The organism is Lysinibacillus agricola, from assembly GCF_016638705.1.
GTDB lineage: Bacteria > Bacillota > Bacilli > Bacillales_A > Planococcaceae > Lysinibacillus > Lysinibacillus agricola.
Window position 1 is genome coordinate 2,279,808 of the sequence record NZ_CP067341.1, and the last position, 18,208, is coordinate 2,298,015.

The window sequence follows — 18,208 nt, forward strand, 5'->3', positions numbered from 1 at the left end:
GAATGACCTATAAAAAGGAAATGGGGAGATAAGTGAATGGAGATTTGTATAGTAACCTTAGCAACAGTTGGAGACGTGGTGCCATTATTTAATGCCTATCGAGAATTTTACGGTCAACAATCTAACTTAGAACAGGCTGAGCAGTTTCTATTGGAGCGTTTAAATAAGGAGGAGTCGGTCATTTTTCTAGCTTATTTAGATGCGCAGCCAGTTGGTTTTGTTCAGCTATATCCTACTTTTTCATCTGTTGCAATGAAAAAGGCGTTTATTTTAAACGATCTATTTGTGGCAGAGCATGCTAGGAAACAAGGTGTCGCACAGGCACTAATTGAACAGAGCTATTCGTATTGTTTACAGAAAGATGCGCGTTATATAGGTTTAGAAACAGCGACAGACAACGTTCGTGCTCAAAAACTATATGAGAAGCTTGGGATGAAAATAGACGATGGAGTATTTCATTATATTAAGTATTGGTAAATGGAGGTTCGAATAATGACCGTAACCATCAAGCAATTAACAACGCAGCAAGAGTGGATGGAAGCATATGCTGTTATGGTGCAGCTCCGTACGGAATTAACAGTAGAAAAGTATCTCCAACTATTAAAGGAAATGATGAAAGATGGCTATATGTTATTTGCTTTATACGAAAATATGAACATGTTGGCAGTCGCCGGATTAAGTTGGAGAGTCAATTTTTATAGTGAACGCCATATTTTTGTTTATGATTTAGTAACGGATGAGCAGTATCGTTCAAGAGGCTATGGTGAGAAATTATTGCATTACCTCCACGAATGGGGCAAAGAAAATGGGGCGCACTATATTGCTTTAGAGTCTGGTATCCAAAGGATTAGTGCACATCGTTTTTATGAAGATCAATTAGGGTATGAGAAATGGTGCTATTCTTTTCGAAAAGTATTGTGAAAAAAGAGAGAAATCCGGATTGAAAGCGACTAGTTTTTTTCTAGTCGTATTTTTATGAGTAAATACTGATTAACATTTAATTTTTAGTTATAAAAGATAATTATTTAATGATTATCGTTAAATTTAACTTGATTTTAACTCTGCTATTTAATATGCTTAACAGGAAGAAGGGCAAAATATTGAAAATCGGATAACGTAGTTCCTAACAATGATTTCCGAGAAGTACTTTTCAATATCGCTTGTTATTCTTCATGTAAAACATTATGAACAGGGGGAAAAATTATGGTTTTGCAAAGTGCAATAGATGCAATTATTCAAGTCATTTTATTTTCAGTAATACCGTTTATTTGGTGGTTTTTCTCAGCAAAAAAGAAACAATCATTTTTAGCATGGCTCGGCCTTCGAAAGCCTGTCATTGAAAACAAAGGTAATTATGTTGTATGGTTTTTAGTCATTTTTGTTTTATTATTCGGACCACTTTTTACAATTAGCTATTTCTACCTAGACAGTTCAATCTTAGCGACAAATCGTTTTACAGGGCTTGGTTTTTCAGCAATCATATCAGCACTTTTCCATGCTATTGTACAAACAGGATTATCAGAGGAGCTGTTTTTTAGAGGCTTTTTACTGAAAAGATTCATGCATAAGTTTGGTTTTCAAACGGGAAATATCCTACAAAGCTTACTATTTGGTATTGTACATGGATGGATGTTCTTTTCTTATATTCCTTTCGGTGTTGTAGTGTTAGTTGTTTTAGCAACCGGTTTTGCAGGTTATTTAATGGGGTGGATCAATGAACGAAAATCCAATGGCTCTATCATAACAAGCTGGGGCATACACGGCATTGGCAATCTATTCGCTTCCTTAATGGCGATGTTTAATCTACTCTAAAGAACTAGCCCATTTGCATTTCATTATGTTCGATTGCATAATAAAGCAGAGAGGTGGTAGAAATGCAACTCATCGAGCAGGTAGTAAAAGGATGCTTGATTATCGGTTTTATATTAACTTCTTTCAGCGTCTGAAAGAAGTTAAAGCCTCCGGCGGATGTCACAGAATCGGAAAGGAGTTCTTTGTGCAAGCACAAAGCCGATTCAGGACGCAATTATGCCGAGGCATAATTGATTCGGAGGGCGTATTAACACCGCAATATGCCGTGATTATAATATAGCATTTACGACTTTTTTCGTTGATTATCATGTCGCCTCACTAGCTATACTATTAACTTCTTTCAGCAGAAGTCTTACACCTCAATAGGTGGTGAGATGAATGCGGGTTTAAGTTACTTTTCAACGGGTGTCCAAACATCCGCTGAAATAAGTTAAAGCCTCCGGCGGATGTCACGGAAATCGGAAAGGAGTTCTTTGTGCAAGCACAAAGCCGATTCCGGACGCAATTATGCCGAGGCATAATTGATTAGGTATTATAGGAATAGAGATCCTGAATAGACGAAAAAGGAAGGGACGAGCATAAATGACGGAATGGCCAAAGGGAGTAGCGAAGCCTGCTATACGTGCATTGAATGCGGCAGGGTATACACAAATAGAGCAATTGGAAAAGGTTGATTTATCAACGTTAAAAAATTTACACGGGATGGGACCGAAAGCGTTAGCAGCCATTGAAGCAGCGCTGAATGAAAGTAGGAAGCACAGTGAATAAACTGACATTATTTTTACTGGCAATGGTGGTCTATTATATCCTTGTTATTTTCCTGATTAGCAAGTTATTTATTATTCCTCTCATGAAGTTTATGGCACTTTTATTCTTCCTTGGAGCAGGCTTTATTTTTTCTCGAAAAATGCGAAGGAAACTACAGTAAGAGGAATTATGAAAATTATAAAATTAACCCTATTTTATTTGGTTATATTTATATTGGCACTATTACTATCACTAGCTGGGGTTCGCCCATCCATTTCACTCGGCATTTTTATCCTTATCGCCATCGCAATGATTTATAGACATATACATATTGTATTCTGGACTAATAATATGAAATTGGTGGATAAGTTAGTAAAAGATCGCAAGAAGCATCCTTTTTTTTCCTATCTATATGCAGTTGCTTATGGTACAAAGGAAGACCAGATACACTCATTAGAAACAGCAATTGTAAAGTATAAGCAGCCAGCTATAAAGTATAACTATAAATTTATCAAGGTCATAATGGAAGAGAATTTAGAGGAAGCAAAGGATGCGGCTAATAAAATAAATAAAGAGCTATTAACTAGCTATGCAAAATGTTATATCGCTGCACTTGAGGGACGGACAACAGATATGCGAAGCGATCAGCTTACGAAGCCGTGGATGCAACCAGCGATTGAAGCGGTTTATGCTTCTACCATGAAGAATGAAGCCGCGTTTAATCAGTATCAGAAAGAAAGCATCGACTTTGCGCGCGGCGTACAAAAATATGTGTTAATACATACCTTTGAACAGATGAAAACGGATCTGTAAAAAATATAGGCTACTTGATGCTAATTGGTGTCAAGTAGCTTATTTTTTAGCATAGAAAATTCACATTAAACATACAAATCTTGTTTACTCATTCGTCTAATAAAGTAAGAGAGGTGAGAAGATGGAGTTTGATGAGCTTTATGAACAATATTTTCAGCGCATTTATCAATTTATTTATTATATGGTCTCGGATCCAAACTTAGCGGAGGATTTAACACAGGAAACATTTATTCGGGTATATAACGGACAATTTAGAAACGAAGCTGCTATAGGCACATACATAAGGAGAATTGCACGAAACCTAGTCTATGACACCTATAGAAGAAAAGCACTTATTAAATGGTTGCCATTTCAAAAAGAACATGAAAAACGGGAGACGCAATATGTTCCACATGATTGGATTATGCAGTCTGAGGATCGACGACTATTATATGAAGCAATTCAATTATTAAAGCCTGAATATCGAGAGGTTCTTATTTATAGAAAAATTGAGGAGTTAAGTTTAGCCGAAACTAGTGAAATTTTAGGATGGTCTACTGTGAAAATAGCGAATACTCAGCGAAATGCTATGAAGGCTTTGGAAAAAGTACTTGGAGGTGATGAATTTGGATTTAAACAATCGACTGAAGAAACTCAATAATTTACCGGAGGATCGTGCTGTAAAAACCCGTATTTATGAACGCATTCATCATAAGAGGAAAAAAGACTTACCGCTATGGAAAGAGAGTGTTCTACTATTAACGATTGCCATGATTGCTCTATTTTTTATTATGACACCACAAAATTCTTCACCTCCTCAAACTGCTGGCCAATCCATCCAAGCAATATATAAGCATTTCGGAGGAAAAGAAGGGAAATTTTTTGCGAGAAGTTCGAGTTTATATATATCTACGGAAAAGGTTGAAGATACAATAATTTATAACTTTTTTAAAGACTTAACACAGTATGTTGAAGAGGCAGATGGAAAGTTAGGTAACCATATTACAGATGTAGTCGTTGTTAGAGATCGTCAGGAAGAGCGCTATCAGATTTCAGATACAGGCATGTTAAATGTTGATTCTGGCCAGTTTTTTGTTGGGAAATCAGAGATATATGATAAAGTATTTCAGACATTATACTCTGCAAAAGCAACACCCTGGATATTTATCCTTCCACTTATCGTGGTAGCTGTAAATATATTCTCTATGAACTATTATAAACGTCATAATCTACAAGGATCTAAACCATCTAAGCGTATGTGGTGGCTGTTAGTACTTGTGCTTGCAATGGTTTCTAGCGTATTTGCGTGGGCAACTTGGGTCGGTCCATTGTATAAGCCATTAATGATTACGTTTGCGTTTTTATATGGTGTCATTATTTGGCATTCTATAAAACGAGATGTACAGACATATTCCATATATAAAGTAGAAACAATAAAAATAAGTATTATTAGTGCAACACTGGTTTTAATTATTATGCTTTATTAACTGATTTAAATAAAACCACCTTTACTTTCACAAAAGAGACAATTGCGAAGGTATAGGGTGGTTTTAATTATTTATCAACGCAGTATGGAGGCGAGTTGTACCTTATCCCTTTTTGTTCAATAAAATGCCACGCACGATCCCCATAATAAATATTGTGCTTAGTACAAATAGAAATACATAAGCATGCCACTGCTGTAAAATACGCTCATGGCCTAAAGCAACTGTTAAATCATTGAATAGTGAATATGTAAAGTACAGTAGTATACTATTTTTGATGAGACAAAAGGTAATAATACCATTTTGTCGCTGTATATGAGATAAGGTAGGCTTATTTTTTCGTAAGATAGGATAAGCTGCTCTCATCTCTAAGTATTGTAAAAGCAAAAATAGCATTAAGGCAATGAATGGTAAATAAAAAATGGTGATTTTCGGGCCAAATTGCGCATGTTCACTCTTAAAGCTTTGCAAAACCGGTATAGAAGCGGGGAGCTTATTGTATTGGATCAGTGTTGCCGTAATGCCAGCTAAAAAAATAGTCGCGACAATAAGCGTTAGCGATTTACAAAAGCGTGGTGTAGGTGTTTTTTGTTGTTCTAGCATTTGTTCACCTCATATTTAAATTAAAAAAGTGCAGTCTGTTATACTGTATCATAAGAATACCATCATGTGTGGCATAGAAAGAAGGGTTAGATGGAATACTTGTTGTTTTTACTAATTGGCATCATTGGCAACATCATTGGCACTTTAGTTGGAGGTGGCGGGTTAATAACATTACCGACCATGATGTTAATGGGGGTACCGGTTCATTCAGCGATAGGTGCGAATAAGGTTTCAAATATGGTCAGTGCCTTTTCAAGCTTTTACACAATCTATAAAAGAAAAGAATTATTATGGTCAGAAATGCGTTCAGTATTACTTGTTTCCTTAGTCGGTGGTACACTTGGGGGTCTGTTTGCATCGTTTATGAGCGGTCAAACATTAACGCTTATCGCTATTATCTTATTAGGCTTTGCCCTTATTATGTCCTTTATTGGTGGCGCTGAATTTGGAGATAAAGAAAGCTTTACGATGAATCGCAAAAACGGTCCAATCCTTCTCGGTGTCGGTTTTTATGACGGAATGTTCGGCCCTGGTAGCAGTACGCTGGCACTTTTTACATATGCACATGAGAAAATTTCTTATATGAAAGCTGTTGGTCTGTCGCGTGTAGGTGTTTTTGCGATGTGCTTAGGAGCTGCGATTACGTATATTGCTACAGGTAAAATTGATTGGCCGTTGACAATCGTATTAATGGTTGGTTCTGTAATCGGCGCACAAATAGGGATTATCCTTGCCACTAAAGTTAAGGCGAATCAAGTAAAGCTATTGCTGCGTATTGTAACAATTGTGCTGATCGTACAGCTCGGTTACGATTTTATCAAACAGTTATAAGGAGGCGATAATCATGTTTGAAATCACACCGTATCCATCTTTTTCGTGGTCACTGTCACGTCATAAAACGTTAACAAGCTGTGCACGGAAGTATGGCTATGAATATTATTTTTCTCATAATGGCTGGCTAAGTTACAATGTGGAGCCATATCATCAACATGTCTATCGTTTAAAAAAGCTACAATCCATGCCGATTTTATTTGGGCAAATCGTCCATCATTTAATAGAGCAATCAATCAATGATTATTTACAAACTGGCAAGGCGCCGACTGTTGCTGAACTTGTAAATCGTGCGCGTGGCCAGCTTAATGCCGCTTTTATCGATTCTACACGACATGTAGATTTATGGAGACATAAGCCTAATAAATTTTATATGATGCAAGAAATTTATTACGAAGGGAAGTTGAATCCTGAACTTGTACAGGACTATAAGGAGCGCATGTCGGCTGTGTTTGACAACTTTCTTAATAGTGAAACGTTCCAGCAAATTACCGCGCAAAAAGGCTCCTTACGAATCGGAGAGCCTGAACAATTTCGTTCTATGAAAATCGAGGGGATACAAGTTTTCGTCGTAATGGATTTTCATTATTATGATGAGATAGCAGACAAGTGGATTATTATCGACTGGAAAACAGGAGGAGAGTCCGATGATGATCGCCAGCAATTAGCGCTCTATGCTTACTATATTCAGCAGAAATATCGAGTATCGCTTGACCAGATTGATGTTTATAATGAATATTTATTGACGGGTAAACGGAAAAAATACGCCTTTACAGCATTTGATATGGACAATATTTTACATACGTTTCAGCGAAGTGTACTAGAAATGAAAAAATATCAGGCTGATATATTCTCCAATGAACCAGTGGACTTTGAGGATTTTGAGCAAACAACTGAAAAATGGCACTGCAAAGGATGTAATTTTAAAGAATTATGTGTGCAGAATTGAATCTGAAAATGGAGCGAGTGACCAAAAAGTGATCAATTAAATTAAGTCATCAAAAATATAAAATGTACCCTTTGTAAAGGACATTTAAAAAAGGTTGGGAAACTTATTGAAGCGGCTGTCTGTATTTTACAGGCGGTAGCTTTTTTAAAATTCCATTGCCCTCGATAATGATTATAATAAATCATATAACTCTTAATTACTTTCTTTTTTTCTTCAAATAAAATTAAATGGTATTCCAACATCGGCATCCATTGTGATTACAAGGCTAGGGATAAAAAATATTGCAGATCCACTTAAGTGAGAATATAGTTAAGGAGTGGATTAGAATGGGGACTATAATAAAAAAGAATGATGAATTATTGCTAAAATTAACTTCAGCAAGTCTTCTAACGATAGCTGCTCAAGAAAAAATTAATTGTTATTTACAAAAAAATCTTGAAATATACAACGAAATAATGGAAGACGAAGAAGCAGTGCAGTATTTTAATCTTTATTATGAGGAAAATGAGTGTGAACTAAAGCAAGTGGCAAAAGAATCATTGTTCACGGCTAATGAAGCAGAAAATAGTTTTAATAAATGAAGATTGATTTAATACCCGCAATGTGGGTGTTTTTATTATGCGCAATAGAATGCACCCGAGATGGGCACGATGTTTCTCATATTTCTCATGTTTTTTTTATGTTTTGATTAGAGCGAAGGTATAAGAAAAATCTCAATAAGCAAGACGATTGACGAAATTTACAATTTAGCTATCCCCCACATAAAAATGGTGTATATAAATTGGAACAATGGAATATGGAACTTTATAAATAAACTGATAAACTGATTGAAAATATATCAACTATTGATATTATCAGAATGTTAGAACAGAACATTTTTGAGGTGTTTGCAATCAAGAAGGCCGTTGCCGTTGAATACTTACATGAGGATCAGTTAGCAGGGAACAAAAAATTGGATTGGAACATTTGGAGAAATGTGCAACAAATCAATTAGTAATACCGTTATTGTAATTAATCATACATAGAAATCAGAGTTCAATTACTCTCGTTTAGTTAAGGAGTGTGAAATGGATATTAAGTCATTTTTTCAATATTTATCTTATGTAGTTTATTTTTTAATAGTGTTTATCTTAACCTACTATATGCAATGGATAACTGTACTTTTTGTGGGCAGTATACGTTTTACAGCCGCAGATAGTTTTCCAGGAGATTTGAGTCGTTTTTCTTTAGTCATAATGAGTTTCGTGTTTTCTATCATGCATTTTGTTGTATTAACAATATATTTACTTCTTCATAATATACTGGTGTCTTTATTTAAAATTAGGTTTCAATATAAGATCGCGTTGGTGATCAATACGGTTGTTGCTGTCAGTTTAATTATTTACTTTATAAAAGTATTTTTATATTGAGCCCTTAAATACTGAGTAATGTGCAGTAAGCGCTATTTAACAAAGCAGAGGCAAAGAAATACTTATAAAATTTGTTCTGGAGAAAAATTCTACTAACCCAATGGAAAACCTTCAACAATATACATTGGCTTTTGGAGAGGTATGTCTGTTAATTGGGAAGAAGAATGAGCGTGTATTTTAAAGTATTGTGTGAGCAGTATTGAATCTGAAAATGGAGCGAGTGAGCCAAAAGTTAAAGCTTACTTATAAAATGTCATACCTAACTAGGTGTGGCTTTTTATTATGCTCATATTTCTTGTCATTCCAATCCATTATATAGATAGATGGGAGGTGTTGACTTATGGAGTATGAATATACAATGAAGTTTTACTTTGACGAAGATCGTGAAGAAGAATATAAAATCAAGACGAATATTGAACAAGAAACATTTACAGAAGAAATTTCTAATAGGTTCAATGAGAAGTCTTGGTATTCATTTATTGAAACAGAAAATTTTAAATCGATTCTAATTAGTACTATAGATGTTTATAAGGTAGTAGTAGAACAAAATATTTTAGAATTTGATTAATCTAATGTATAAAGTCACAACTTCTAACAAGGTGGTAAGCCCGAATTATAAAAAAAGCGCACCTTTTCGGATTCTCGATTGATATGTGAAATTCAGTATCTTTTAAAGTTAGTTGTCACGAAGTTTTTTACGATTCAACAACATTGAAATAAAAAATATACAATAAACAAAGTGAAGCCCAAGTACTCAATTAATTTTGAGCCAAAGCTTCACTTTGTTTATGAAACGTAAGAGAACGTCCAGAATGGTATAAATAAGAGCATTCTTCTGCATTGTTTAGAAAGATGCAATTACTCCAATGACGAAATGAATCACTCTATTCCCACCAATGCTTCAGTTCTGTGAAGCCTACATCCCATAGCATTATATTACCTGTGATCATAATGGTCATTTTTTTGGCTTCGTAATATAACGGAATTTCCAATGGCATTATTTCTATTGTTTCTGATTCTTTCAAATCCTCTTCATTTTTTTGGAAAATTACATTTCCATCCGTAATTATTGCTATTTCTCCTTTGAATTCCTCATGATCTGGAATGCCTAAGTTTAGAAACAATGTTAGCTCTTCTTTATCCTCAATAGGATATGTGTAGGTCTTGGTAGTATTTCCTTCATTACTATATAAATTGAATTGAGGTTCAATTTTATTACCAGCTACAGTGAAGGTCGGTACATCGTTTGTTAGTGGTTTAGCTCCTGTTATTTCTTTAATAGCATGCAAGGGTTGTATAGGACTTACTCGTTTATCTAAAACTTCAGAGACAATCATCACGCAAACTAACAGTATAATGGCAGATAAGGACGAAGCAATGAGTTTTTTTAAAGTCAAGTTTGAAGTGAATCCAACTTTGTATACAACATATCCTATTGTTGCACCTATAGTATTAGAAATAACATCATTTACATCAAAAGTACCGAGATGTACTAATGATTGAATCGTTTCCAATCCAAAAATCACGATCATGAACCATCCTATAAATTTTTTATAATCAACTTGATAAAGTAAAGGAAACAGAATACCTAAGGGGATAAATGCTGCTATATTTCCAAAATCGTACAACCAAGAAAACGTAAATCTAGGAAAATTCAGAGGAACGCCTGATGGGATGAACAGAAATTCGTAGCCGTAGCTTTTGTAATCTTCGTATCGGTCTAGACGATTAAAGCCTAAGAACATGAAGTATAAGATCAGACCTGTGTATAGTATAGTAATCATCAAAATTACATTTCGTTTTTTCATATTTTATCTCCTCACCGATTCCTCTTGTCATTTGCGAACTACTAGAATCCTGTGGCTTTATCATTATTGTAAATGGAAATCATTAATAATTATTGAGGGTATTTATGAAGATTTCTTAAGAATTTGCAGTATTAAAATTTCTTTTTTAGAGGAGTGACAATGGATTGTGTAGTAGGGGGAAGAATTGTGATTCAACAAGAAAATAAGTGAAATGATGAAAGGGTAACTGATTATTGGTAAATATGTTGTATGTATCTAAGTCATCAAAGGCGTATCAAAGTTATCGTTGGTGATTCATTACAAGCATTGATGAGGAACGCCAGATACATATAAAATTTGTAAGATTTGCTTCTGGGAAGATGATAGGATTCAATTTAGTGATCCAGATTATAGAGGTGGTGCAAATGAGGTATCCTTAAAACAAGCACAACAATTTCTTTCATTTGGGGCTTGCGAAAAAGAGTACGTAAAATTTGTAAGACAACCAAACAAAGAAGATATAAAAGACGTGAATTGGCGAATTTATTAATGAGCATTCTATAATCACATAAATATTAAAAGGTGCTGCTCTATAGTCAACAAAGCTATAGCGACAGCACCTAGTCATTTATTAGTGGAAATATTTATCGACACGTTGAAGTACTTCGTCAGCAGAAAGACCATCAGCGTCAATAATAGGTCCTGCCATGATAGGATCGCTAATTCCCATAATATCTCTGTCTTGCCCAGTGATTACACAGGCATCACATTTTTTTGCATCTTCTTCAGTACGAAGCTGAATAACTTCATAACCTTTTGCTTTTAAAGCGTCCTCAACGTTTGTTAATGTTTGTTCCACACCAATTATTCTAGACATTATTCTTCCACCTCCTATATGTAATGTGTCATATAAGATTGCTAATTATTCACTTCTTTCGCTTTTTTATTATATAACCAAAATAGAAACTAATAATATCAGGTATGGTGATTAACCATTTTTATACACTCGAATTAATTCAAAGAGGCTGTTTCCGCTACGGGCTACTCGTTTTCCTGCGGGAGTCGAGTAGCCCTACGCTACAATCAGTTAAAATAGGAATATATTAGCAAAATAGCAACAAAAACCCTTTTATCGCTCCATAATAAACCTATTTTTTCCTAATCAACACACGCCTATAATAATATAAATGACGTGAAATTGAATTTTTAATACCAATTTTTTAATGTATCTAATTTTTATGCACGGTTCTAATCAATTGAGCGTATGAATTTATTAATAATCATACAAAAAAATCCCCATATAGTATTAAGGCTCATCACCAAAAGTTATAGATGACATTTGTTAAACGTATACCATATATATAAGTTGATTGGAGTGGAGGCGGAGGCTGGACGCCCCCGGGAAAGCGCCCAGTCGGAACGGAAATCAACTACACGTTATGGTGTTGATCCAATATTAATAACAAAATGGTGCGCAAGATAACGCATTTTCCATTCCAGCGAAATTGTATTTAGTAATTATGAATGTTGTTAGGAGGGATAATATATGGGTAGTCTGAAGATGAAAATAATAAGTATTTTATTTATTTTCGCATTTGTATGGATTATTATGTTACTTAATGCTGGGCCATCAAAGCCAATTGTAATGTCGGAAAGTGAAAATATACCAATACTACAAGGTACATATTGTTGGGAAAAATTGATAGAGGTGGAGTGTGTTGATAAAATTCCACCAACAGAAATTATTGCTAATAATAAAATTGTTCCATTTCCAGTATCCCCTCAAAGTGCAATAAAAATCAATTTTAAAAAACAGCCTATTGATGAAATAGAAGTTGAAATAGAAAATTTAGGTGAGAGTAAACAAGTAAAAGTAGAAGGTAATGTAATGTTTTTACTGCACCAAAAGAGAAGGGGACTTATATATAGTATTTCTGGTAGATGGGACAAAGGAAGTGCTTCTTATATTTTTGCTATAGAAGTAAAATAACTGTTCTATTTTTACTCACTTCCCAATAATAAAAGACACATTGAGGTTAATCTCCAATGTGTCTATACAAATATTTTACTAAATTATTGATTTCATAAATTGGATAATTTGATCTTCTTGAATGGAATCAACAGCTATTTTATTGCGACTAATCTTTTGACATTTGGTACATTGATTGATAAGTTGAAAGCCTTTTTTTCCAGTATAATCGATTCCGATTGGTCTCATTAAACTTTGACAAGTACTTGCTCTGTCTCCTGGGATATTATCCATATGTTTTGAAAATAAACAATTTGGACAATGATTTCGGAAACTTCCATTGGTTAAGGGATCAACCATCGTACCACAATTTTCACATTGAAATGCTGTATTTTCATTTTTTCTACTCATTTGCTCTTCCTCCAAGATATTATTTCATCTTTGGAGAAAGGGTTCCGTTTTCTTTTTCTACAATTGTAGTATCAGGCTTTTATAGGGAATGTACCAATTCACCGTCTTGCTCTTCAAAACGATTACTTCTAGTTCCTACTTCACAAAGACTTATTTCATCCTTTGATCCGGACCACGATTGATTTTATGGATTTGTGTCAACCACTGTAAGACGGACAGCTCCATCTTCCACTAGTAGGTGTTCTCCTATAATCACTGACTTAGGCATTCGTCCCCTAACGAGCAAGTAATTTGAATAGATAAAACGTCAATTCATTCACCCCTTATTATAAGCATTTATTATATTCATTTAAAGGTTACCAAATTAATTGAAGTCAATGAAAGGGGAAATCTCAAAATCATTTTCCATGACTTTTGAGACACCCCGATTTCTTTTACTTATTGTGGAAGATAATCTTGGCCGTTCATTATTACTTTAGAAGCGGAGAATAGAATCTCTCTATTGGCTGTAAAATATGGGTCTAAAATATTGTAAAATGCCTCCCATTTTTCATCAGCTTTTTCTTGATCTTCTTTTTTATCAAGCTTTAAGATTTCTTCATAAAGCTGTTTTAATTGCTTCTGATCTGCCTCACTAACTTCGAATTCGAAATCAACCATGTATTCCTCGAATGTTTGAGGCTTTATGAACTGATCAAGGATGTCATGGAATTCCTCCCATAGTTTTTCAATCAACTCAGAATTGTCATCTTTTTCTGCTTTTCGGGCATCCTCATAAATATTTTTTAGTTTTGTTAAAGTTTCAGCAGGGATATCAAACTCCATGCCTTCGATGTATTCTTCAAATGTTAGAGGCGGATAAAGTTCATCAAAATATGGTTGAAGTAATTGATAAAATTCATCATATTTTTCGTTAGCCTTTTCCTCTTGACCATCTTTTTCAAGCTTTACCCATTCTTCATAAATGGCTTTAAGCTCTTTTTTATCATTTTCTGCAATAATTATATTATTTTCGCTAAATCCGTAATCTCCTAAATATTCTTCGAATGTTTGAGGCTGCCAATTAGCTAAAATATATGGCTTTGTAATTGTATACATTTCTTCATAAATTTTATTAATTTCCTCAAATTTCTTTTCTAATTCTTTATCTGTAAACTTTTCTTCATTTGTCATTTCTTTTTGTATCTTCTTCATTTCATTAAACAATTTTTCTAATTTTGTTAGATCTTCATTTGTTACCTCTTTAGGCAAGTACCTTTTATAAACTTCAAATGTAAAGAAGTCTGAATAATCCTCTACTACACTACCTTCTACAGTAATTTCCTGTCCTTCTACTAAGTTCATTTTTTCTAGTTGTTCTTCAGAAAATTTATAGAAACTGATAAAATAATTTTTACCATCTCTTCCTTTAAGGTTCATTCCATCTCCGTAGATGTCTTTAATCGTTCCTGTAATTTGTTGTTCAATTTGAACATTAATATTATTTGTTGGTTCTACTGATGTAGCACCTGCTTGAAGTGGCGTCAGAACAGCCATTCCTATTGTTAGTGCTGAAGCAATCATCCAAGTTTTTTTAATCGGTTTTTTCATTATCATTTCTCCTTTTTTGACTGGAATTTGATGTTTCCAATATTTAGACGGATTACCAATTGAAAAGGTTCATTGTTTTTTTAAAAAGTTAAAAAGTTTAAAACATTCTATGTATAGTGTTTTAATTGACGTATAACAACAAAAGTTTAAGCAGTTTAATTTAAGCAAAGACTTATCATAAAGTCAGGATTATGACGAAGTTCAGGAATTTATTGTAAAGATTTTACATTTAAATTTGACAGGTGGTGACAACGTGGGAATAGCTGAAGTATTAACAAAATGGTTATTATTGCAATAGTGACAGTGAAAAAACGTAAAGAGGTGAAATGAAAGGGGATAAATGACATTGATAAAAGCAGTAATATTTGATTTAGATGGAACATTGTTAGATCGTGATCGTTCTGTTCGTTTATTTATTGAAGAGCAATATGAACGATTAAAGACAAAACTATCACATATTTTAAAAGAGACATATGTTCATCGCTTTATTGAGTTAGATAATCGAGGCTATGTATGGAAAGATATAGTCTATAAGCAAATGGTCGAAGATTTTTCTATTGAGTTATCTTCAGAAGCAATGTTAGAGGATTATGTACAGGAATTTAAGCAACATTGTGTTCCATTTGAAAACTTGCATAGCATGCTGCACATTTTGAAAAAGCAAGGTTTAAAACTTGGCATGATAACAAATGGTTATGGGCAATTTCAATTAGATAATATACGAGCGTTAAGGATTGAAGAGGACTTTGACGTGATTCTTATCTCTGAATGTGAAGGCATCAAAAAGCCGAATGCAGAAATATTTCATCGTGCACTATCCAAACTAGGGGTGTTTGCAAATGAAAGTATGTACATTGGGGACCATCCTTTTAATGATGTGGAAGCTGCTAAAAAAGTAGGGATGATGGCTATTTGGAAAAGAAATGATGCATGGCAAAAAGTTGAAGCGGATTACAACATTGATAATTTAATAGAAATTCAAGATATTTTAAAGGTTTTGCAAAAGACATGAAAATAATAGTACAAAGTGGGGGATGAAGAACCCCCCACTGGTAGCACAAACCATGTTTCGTGGGGGCGTCCGATGAGCCGTGAACCCCAAGTAGTCGTCCAGCCTCCACTCCAATCAACTTCTATTCATGACAAACGTTTTAACCTTTGGTGATGAACCATAAAAATATAAGATCTACATTCTTGCAATTGTTTCTTTTACTAATTTGATAAATTTCTCTCTTGCTAAAGCTGCGACTTCAATGACTTCATCATGCTTAATGGCGGATCTAAAATTCCACAAGCCATATTTGTTAAACAAGAAATGCCTAGCACTTTCATATTTCCATGAGTTGCTACAATAGCTTCCGGTACTGTTGACATCCCTACAGCATCTGCACCTAATGTACGTATCATACGAATTTCAGCTGGAGTTTCGTATGCAGGTCCACTCCACCAAGCATAAACACCTTCTTGTAAGTTAACGTTTTGTTCTTTAGCTTGAGACAGATATGGATGTGTCGCAGATGGAAAACCACATAGACGGTGGTCAAGCAAAATATGTCACAATTATTATAAAGTCTGGAGAAATAACAAGAAAGTTATGAGAGTAGTATAAAATTATCAACAACATGAAAAACAGCTGAATGCATATGTTCAGCTGTTTTTAAGTATGTAAGACAGTAATGAATTTTTATTAAAACCCATACAATATCCTATAATTCCATGGTTTAAGAAGTCTTTATTTCATTTATTTGTTTGATATGTTTTAACTGCAGGAGGAACATAAGCTGCACATTTGTCTAATAGTGCCGCAACGTCTTTATCTACAAGTAGTGCATTTCTAGATTGGGCTTGTAAAAATTGTTCGTTTTGCATATGGTCAAATAACCCAATGAGTAAATCATAATAATGATTGATATTTAAAATACCACAAGGCTTTTGTAGAAGGCCGATTTGATTCCATGTGAATACTTCAAATAATTCTTCTAACGTACCAGGTCCTCCAGGTAAAGCAATAAATCCGTCAGCTAGTTCCATCATTTTGCTTTTGCGTTCATGCATAGAATTGACGACAATGAGCTCTGTTAAATGCTTATGAGAAATTTCACGTTCCTCTAATAACGTCGGAATTACTCCAATCACCTTGCCACCTTCACTAAGAACCGTATCTGCGACTGTTCCCATTACACCTACACTGGCTCCACCATAAATTAAGGTAATATTCCGTTTTGCTAATTCTTTTCCTAGAAGAATAGCTCCTTCTTTATATGCCTCAGAAGCACCGATGCTTGATCCGCAAAATACTGCAATACTATCCATAATCGTTCCTCCATATCTGATAAGTTTCTTTCCGCATTAACGATCAGTGAACTTTAATAATTAAGTGGAGGATAAAAAAACCCCACTGATTCAAGTTTCACTTTTATAGTATAATTTAATTTCAAGAGGAAAGAAATGGAGGAAGAGGAAATGGAATTAAATGAGTTTCAAAAATGGGTGAAAGATTATTACGATACACGCGGTTGGTCTGATTTAAGTATTTTTACGCGCATAGGCTTCCTTGCTGAAGAAACTGGGGAAGTAGCAAGAGCTATACGAGCGTTGGAAATTGGTAGGAATCGACCAGATGAAAAGATTCAATCCTATGAAGAAAATAAGCAAGAATTAGTGGAGGAGCTTGGAGATGTTTTAGGGAATATTATTGCTATAGCCAATAAATATGATATTTCACTAGAAGAAATTTTTTCATCTCATCAGGAAAAGCTAATGGAGCGTTATAAAGCATAAAAATGCAAATGGAAAGGGGATTCATATGGATTATCAAGTAGAAGTTTTATTAGAAAAGCATGATGACTTTACTACGTTTTTAAATACAAATCTAAAAGAGTACAATGATGAAAATTCACCCTACCATAAAGAAGCTCGACAAAAAGGCTCCATACGTCCGTTAAACTTGATCGTTACAGATCATCAACAACAATGGATTGGCGGTATCACTGCCGAAGTTTATTGGGGGTGGATGGAAATCAATAAGTTTTGGTTTAGTGAAGAATATCGTGGAAAAGGCATTGGGGGACAGCTACTGGCGAAAGCTGAAGAAACGGCCACGCAAATGGGAGCTACGAAGGCACTGCTAACTACATATGACTTTCAAGCACGTACGTTTTATGAAACTAGGGGCTATCAGGTTGTAGGCGAAATAAAAGATTATCCTCCTGGAAGTAGCTATTATACAATGGTAAAACATTTAGTTTAAATTAAGAGAGGCTGTCACAATATTTCGTTGCGACAGCCTTTTACCATTTATTAATTTATATCTCCTAAATAGATGGGAGTTACTTGACCGCTACAATATTGCTGGAGGTACTTTTTTAATTCTTTTGGATAAAGTCGAAAGCTAGATAAGTCTTTAATCGTCACCCATTCTAATCCAATTTGATGACTATCAGGATTTGTTGGCTGAAAGTTCGTTTTTTCCCCTAGAATTAACTGACAAGCAAAATAAAACTCTACTTGATGAACATTAAAGTCAAAAGATGCATACTCATGATTTTTCCCTACATATTCACGAATAAAAAGTAGCTCTCCGATTTCAACTGAACAGCCAATCTCCTCTATGCATTCCCTTAATAAAGTGGCGTGAAAAGTCTCTCCATGTTCCTGTCCGCCACCAGGACAAAGATAAAAATTGCCTTCTACATCTTGATTTTTTGTTAGTAAAATTTTGTCATCTTCTATTATTAAAGCTTTAACAGAATTTCTTATTTGCATGTAATCTCTCCTAAATTCGATTATTGTTGTAAAAATATATAGCTCAAAGATGACTAAAA

At 34.4% G+C, this 18,208-nt stretch carries 23 protein-coding genes, 2 pseudogenes and 1 other annotated feature; of the genes and pseudogenes, 17 read left to right on the forward strand and 8 right to left on the reverse strand.

Annotated elements, in window-relative coordinates; all coding sequences use genetic code 11:
• Positions 1-36: 36 nt before the first annotated feature.
• The 7 genes from FJQ98_RS10810 (at position 37) to FJQ98_RS10840 (ending at position 4,838) form a co-directional block, all read left to right on the forward strand.
• Entirely contained in the window at positions 37-477 is a 441-nt protein-coding gene (locus FJQ98_RS10810) for a GNAT family N-acetyltransferase (RefSeq protein ID WP_053596819.1), read from the forward strand.
• A gap of 15 nt (positions 478-492) precedes the next feature.
• The gene (locus tag FJQ98_RS10815) at positions 493-921 is read left to right on the forward strand and encodes a GNAT family N-acetyltransferase (RefSeq protein ID WP_053596820.1); all 429 of its coding nucleotides are present in this window, start codon (positions 493-495) and stop codon (positions 919-921) included.
• Positions 922-1,203: 282 nt separating this feature from the next.
• Positions 1,204-1,812, forward strand: a complete 609-nt coding sequence (locus FJQ98_RS10820; RefSeq protein WP_053596821.1) for a CPBP family intramembrane glutamic endopeptidase — start codon at positions 1,204-1,206, stop codon at positions 1,810-1,812.
• Between the two features lie 582 nt (positions 1,813-2,394).
• Entirely contained in the window at positions 2,395-2,580 is a 186-nt protein-coding gene (locus FJQ98_RS10825; protein WP_053596822.1) for a helix-hairpin-helix domain-containing protein, read from the forward strand.
• A gap of 168 nt (positions 2,581-2,748) precedes the next feature.
• A complete protein-coding gene (locus tag FJQ98_RS10830; protein WP_053596823.1) occupies positions 2,749-3,372 on the forward strand; it encodes a hypothetical protein in 624 nt (207 codons plus the stop codon).
• A gap of 121 nt (positions 3,373-3,493) precedes the next feature.
• Positions 3,494-4,012 (forward strand): RNA polymerase sigma factor, encoded by a 519-nt coding sequence (locus FJQ98_RS10835; protein WP_053596824.1) that lies wholly within the window; start codon positions 3,494-3,496, stop codon positions 4,010-4,012.
• Positions 3,978-4,838 carry a hypothetical protein gene (locus FJQ98_RS10840; RefSeq protein ID WP_053596825.1) on the forward strand — a complete coding sequence of 287 codons (861 nt, stop codon included), beginning with the start codon at positions 3,978-3,980 and terminating at the stop codon, positions 4,836-4,838. Before FJQ98_RS10835 ends, FJQ98_RS10840 begins: the two co-directional genes overlap by 35 nt.
• Positions 4,839-4,940: 102 nt before the next feature.
• Here the strand turns inward: FJQ98_RS10840 and FJQ98_RS10845 are convergent, their stop codons facing one another.
• A complete protein-coding gene (locus FJQ98_RS10845) occupies positions 4,941-5,438 on the reverse strand; it encodes a hypothetical protein (RefSeq protein ID WP_053596826.1) in 498 nt (165 codons plus the stop codon).
• Between the two features lie 90 nt (positions 5,439-5,528).
• Here FJQ98_RS10845 and FJQ98_RS10850 point away from each other — a divergent pair, with 90 nt between their 5' ends.
• The 5 genes from FJQ98_RS10850 to FJQ98_RS10865 all read left to right on the forward strand — a co-directional run bounded on the left by FJQ98_RS10850 (position 5,529) and on the right by FJQ98_RS10865 (position 9,195).
• Positions 5,529-6,269 carry a sulfite exporter TauE/SafE family protein gene (locus FJQ98_RS10850; protein WP_053596827.1) on the forward strand — a complete coding sequence of 247 codons (741 nt, stop codon included), beginning with the start codon at positions 5,529-5,531 and terminating at the stop codon, positions 6,267-6,269.
• A gap of 13 nt (positions 6,270-6,282) precedes the next feature.
• Positions 6,283-7,218 carry a PD-(D/E)XK nuclease family protein gene (locus FJQ98_RS10855; RefSeq protein WP_075807342.1) on the forward strand — a complete coding sequence of 312 codons (936 nt, stop codon included), beginning with the start codon at positions 6,283-6,285 and terminating at the stop codon, positions 7,216-7,218.
• A 326-nt stretch (positions 7,219-7,544) separates the two neighbouring features.
• Positions 7,545-7,799: a hypothetical protein gene (locus tag FJQ98_RS10860; protein ID WP_053596828.1), complete on the forward strand. Its 255-nt coding sequence runs from the start codon at positions 7,545-7,547 to the stop codon at positions 7,797-7,799.
• Positions 7,800-8,044: 245 nt separating this feature from the next.
• A complete protein-coding gene (locus tag FJQ98_RS27540) occupies positions 8,045-8,212 on the forward strand; it encodes a hypothetical protein (protein ID WP_425492701.1) in 168 nt (55 codons plus the stop codon).
• Positions 8,213-8,967: 755 nt separating this feature from the next.
• Positions 8,968-9,195, forward strand: a complete 228-nt coding sequence (locus tag FJQ98_RS10865) for a hypothetical protein (RefSeq protein ID WP_053596830.1) — start codon at positions 8,968-8,970, stop codon at positions 9,193-9,195.
• 316 nt (positions 9,196-9,511) lie between these two features.
• Here the strand turns inward: FJQ98_RS10865 and FJQ98_RS10870 are convergent, their stop codons facing one another.
• Entirely contained in the window at positions 9,512-10,435 is a 924-nt protein-coding gene (locus FJQ98_RS10870; protein WP_053596831.1) for a VanZ family protein, read from the reverse strand.
• Positions 10,436-10,760: 325 nt separating this feature from the next.
• Between FJQ98_RS10870 and FJQ98_RS10875 the strand changes: the two are divergent.
• Positions 10,761-10,964 (forward strand): annotated as a pseudogene (locus FJQ98_RS10875) (CPCC family cysteine-rich protein); the annotation flags it as partial.
• A gap of 81 nt (positions 10,965-11,045) precedes the next feature.
• On the opposite strand, the gene FJQ98_RS10880 reads toward FJQ98_RS10875, so the two are convergent.
• Positions 11,046-11,291 (reverse strand): YkuS family protein, encoded by a 246-nt coding sequence (locus FJQ98_RS10880; protein WP_053596832.1) that lies wholly within the window; start codon positions 11,289-11,291, stop codon positions 11,046-11,048.
• Positions 11,292-11,960: 669 nt separating this feature from the next.
• Between FJQ98_RS10880 and FJQ98_RS10885 the strand changes: the two genes are divergently transcribed.
• Positions 11,961-12,404, forward strand: a complete 444-nt coding sequence (locus FJQ98_RS10885; protein WP_053596833.1) for a hypothetical protein — start codon at positions 11,961-11,963, stop codon at positions 12,402-12,404.
• Between the two features lie 78 nt (positions 12,405-12,482).
• Here the strand turns inward: FJQ98_RS10885 and FJQ98_RS10890 are convergent, their stop codons facing one another.
• Together FJQ98_RS10890 and FJQ98_RS10895 are read right to left on the reverse strand one after the other, a co-directional pair.
• Positions 12,483-12,794, reverse strand: a complete 312-nt coding sequence (locus FJQ98_RS10890; protein ID WP_053596834.1) for an RNHCP domain-containing protein — start codon at positions 12,792-12,794, stop codon at positions 12,483-12,485.
• A gap of 78 nt (positions 12,795-12,872) precedes the next feature.
• Positions 12,873-13,046, reverse strand: a sequence feature (16S ribosomal RNA rRNA prediction is too short).
• Between the two features lie 186 nt (positions 13,047-13,232).
• The gene (locus FJQ98_RS10895; RefSeq protein WP_053596835.1) at positions 13,233-14,384 is read right to left on the reverse strand and encodes a hypothetical protein; all 1,152 of its coding nucleotides are present in this window, start codon (positions 14,382-14,384) and stop codon (positions 13,233-13,235) included.
• Between the two features lie 346 nt (positions 14,385-14,730).
• Between FJQ98_RS10895 and FJQ98_RS10900 the strand changes: the two genes are divergently transcribed.
• Entirely contained in the window at positions 14,731-15,396 is a 666-nt protein-coding gene (locus FJQ98_RS10900; RefSeq protein WP_053596836.1) for an HAD family hydrolase, read from the forward strand.
• Between the two features lie 174 nt (positions 15,397-15,570).
• On the opposite strand, the pseudogene FJQ98_RS10905 reads toward FJQ98_RS10900, so the two are convergent.
• Positions 15,571-15,875, reverse strand: a pseudogene (locus FJQ98_RS10905) (phosphorylase family protein); the annotation flags it as partial.
• A gap of 246 nt (positions 15,876-16,121) precedes the next feature.
• On the reverse strand, positions 16,122-16,697 hold the full coding sequence (locus tag FJQ98_RS10910; RefSeq protein ID WP_053596837.1) for an LOG family protein: 576 nt from the start codon (positions 16,695-16,697) through the stop codon (positions 16,122-16,124).
• 150 nt (positions 16,698-16,847) lie between these two features.
• On the opposite strand from FJQ98_RS10910, the gene FJQ98_RS10915 reads away from it, so the two are divergent.
• Both FJQ98_RS10915 and FJQ98_RS10920 read left to right on the forward strand, forming a co-directional pair.
• Positions 16,848-17,165, forward strand: a complete 318-nt coding sequence (locus FJQ98_RS10915; protein WP_053597026.1) for a MazG nucleotide pyrophosphohydrolase domain-containing protein — start codon at positions 16,848-16,850, stop codon at positions 17,163-17,165.
• A gap of 25 nt (positions 17,166-17,190) precedes the next feature.
• Entirely contained in the window at positions 17,191-17,634 is a 444-nt protein-coding gene (locus tag FJQ98_RS10920; protein WP_075807343.1) for a GNAT family N-acetyltransferase, read from the forward strand.
• A 50-nt stretch (positions 17,635-17,684) separates the two neighbouring features.
• On the opposite strand, the gene FJQ98_RS10925 is transcribed toward FJQ98_RS10920, so the two are convergent.
• Positions 17,685-18,149 (reverse strand): NUDIX domain-containing protein, encoded by a 465-nt coding sequence (locus FJQ98_RS10925; RefSeq protein ID WP_053596838.1) that lies wholly within the window; start codon positions 18,147-18,149, stop codon positions 17,685-17,687.
• Positions 18,150-18,208: the final 59 nt, after the last annotated feature.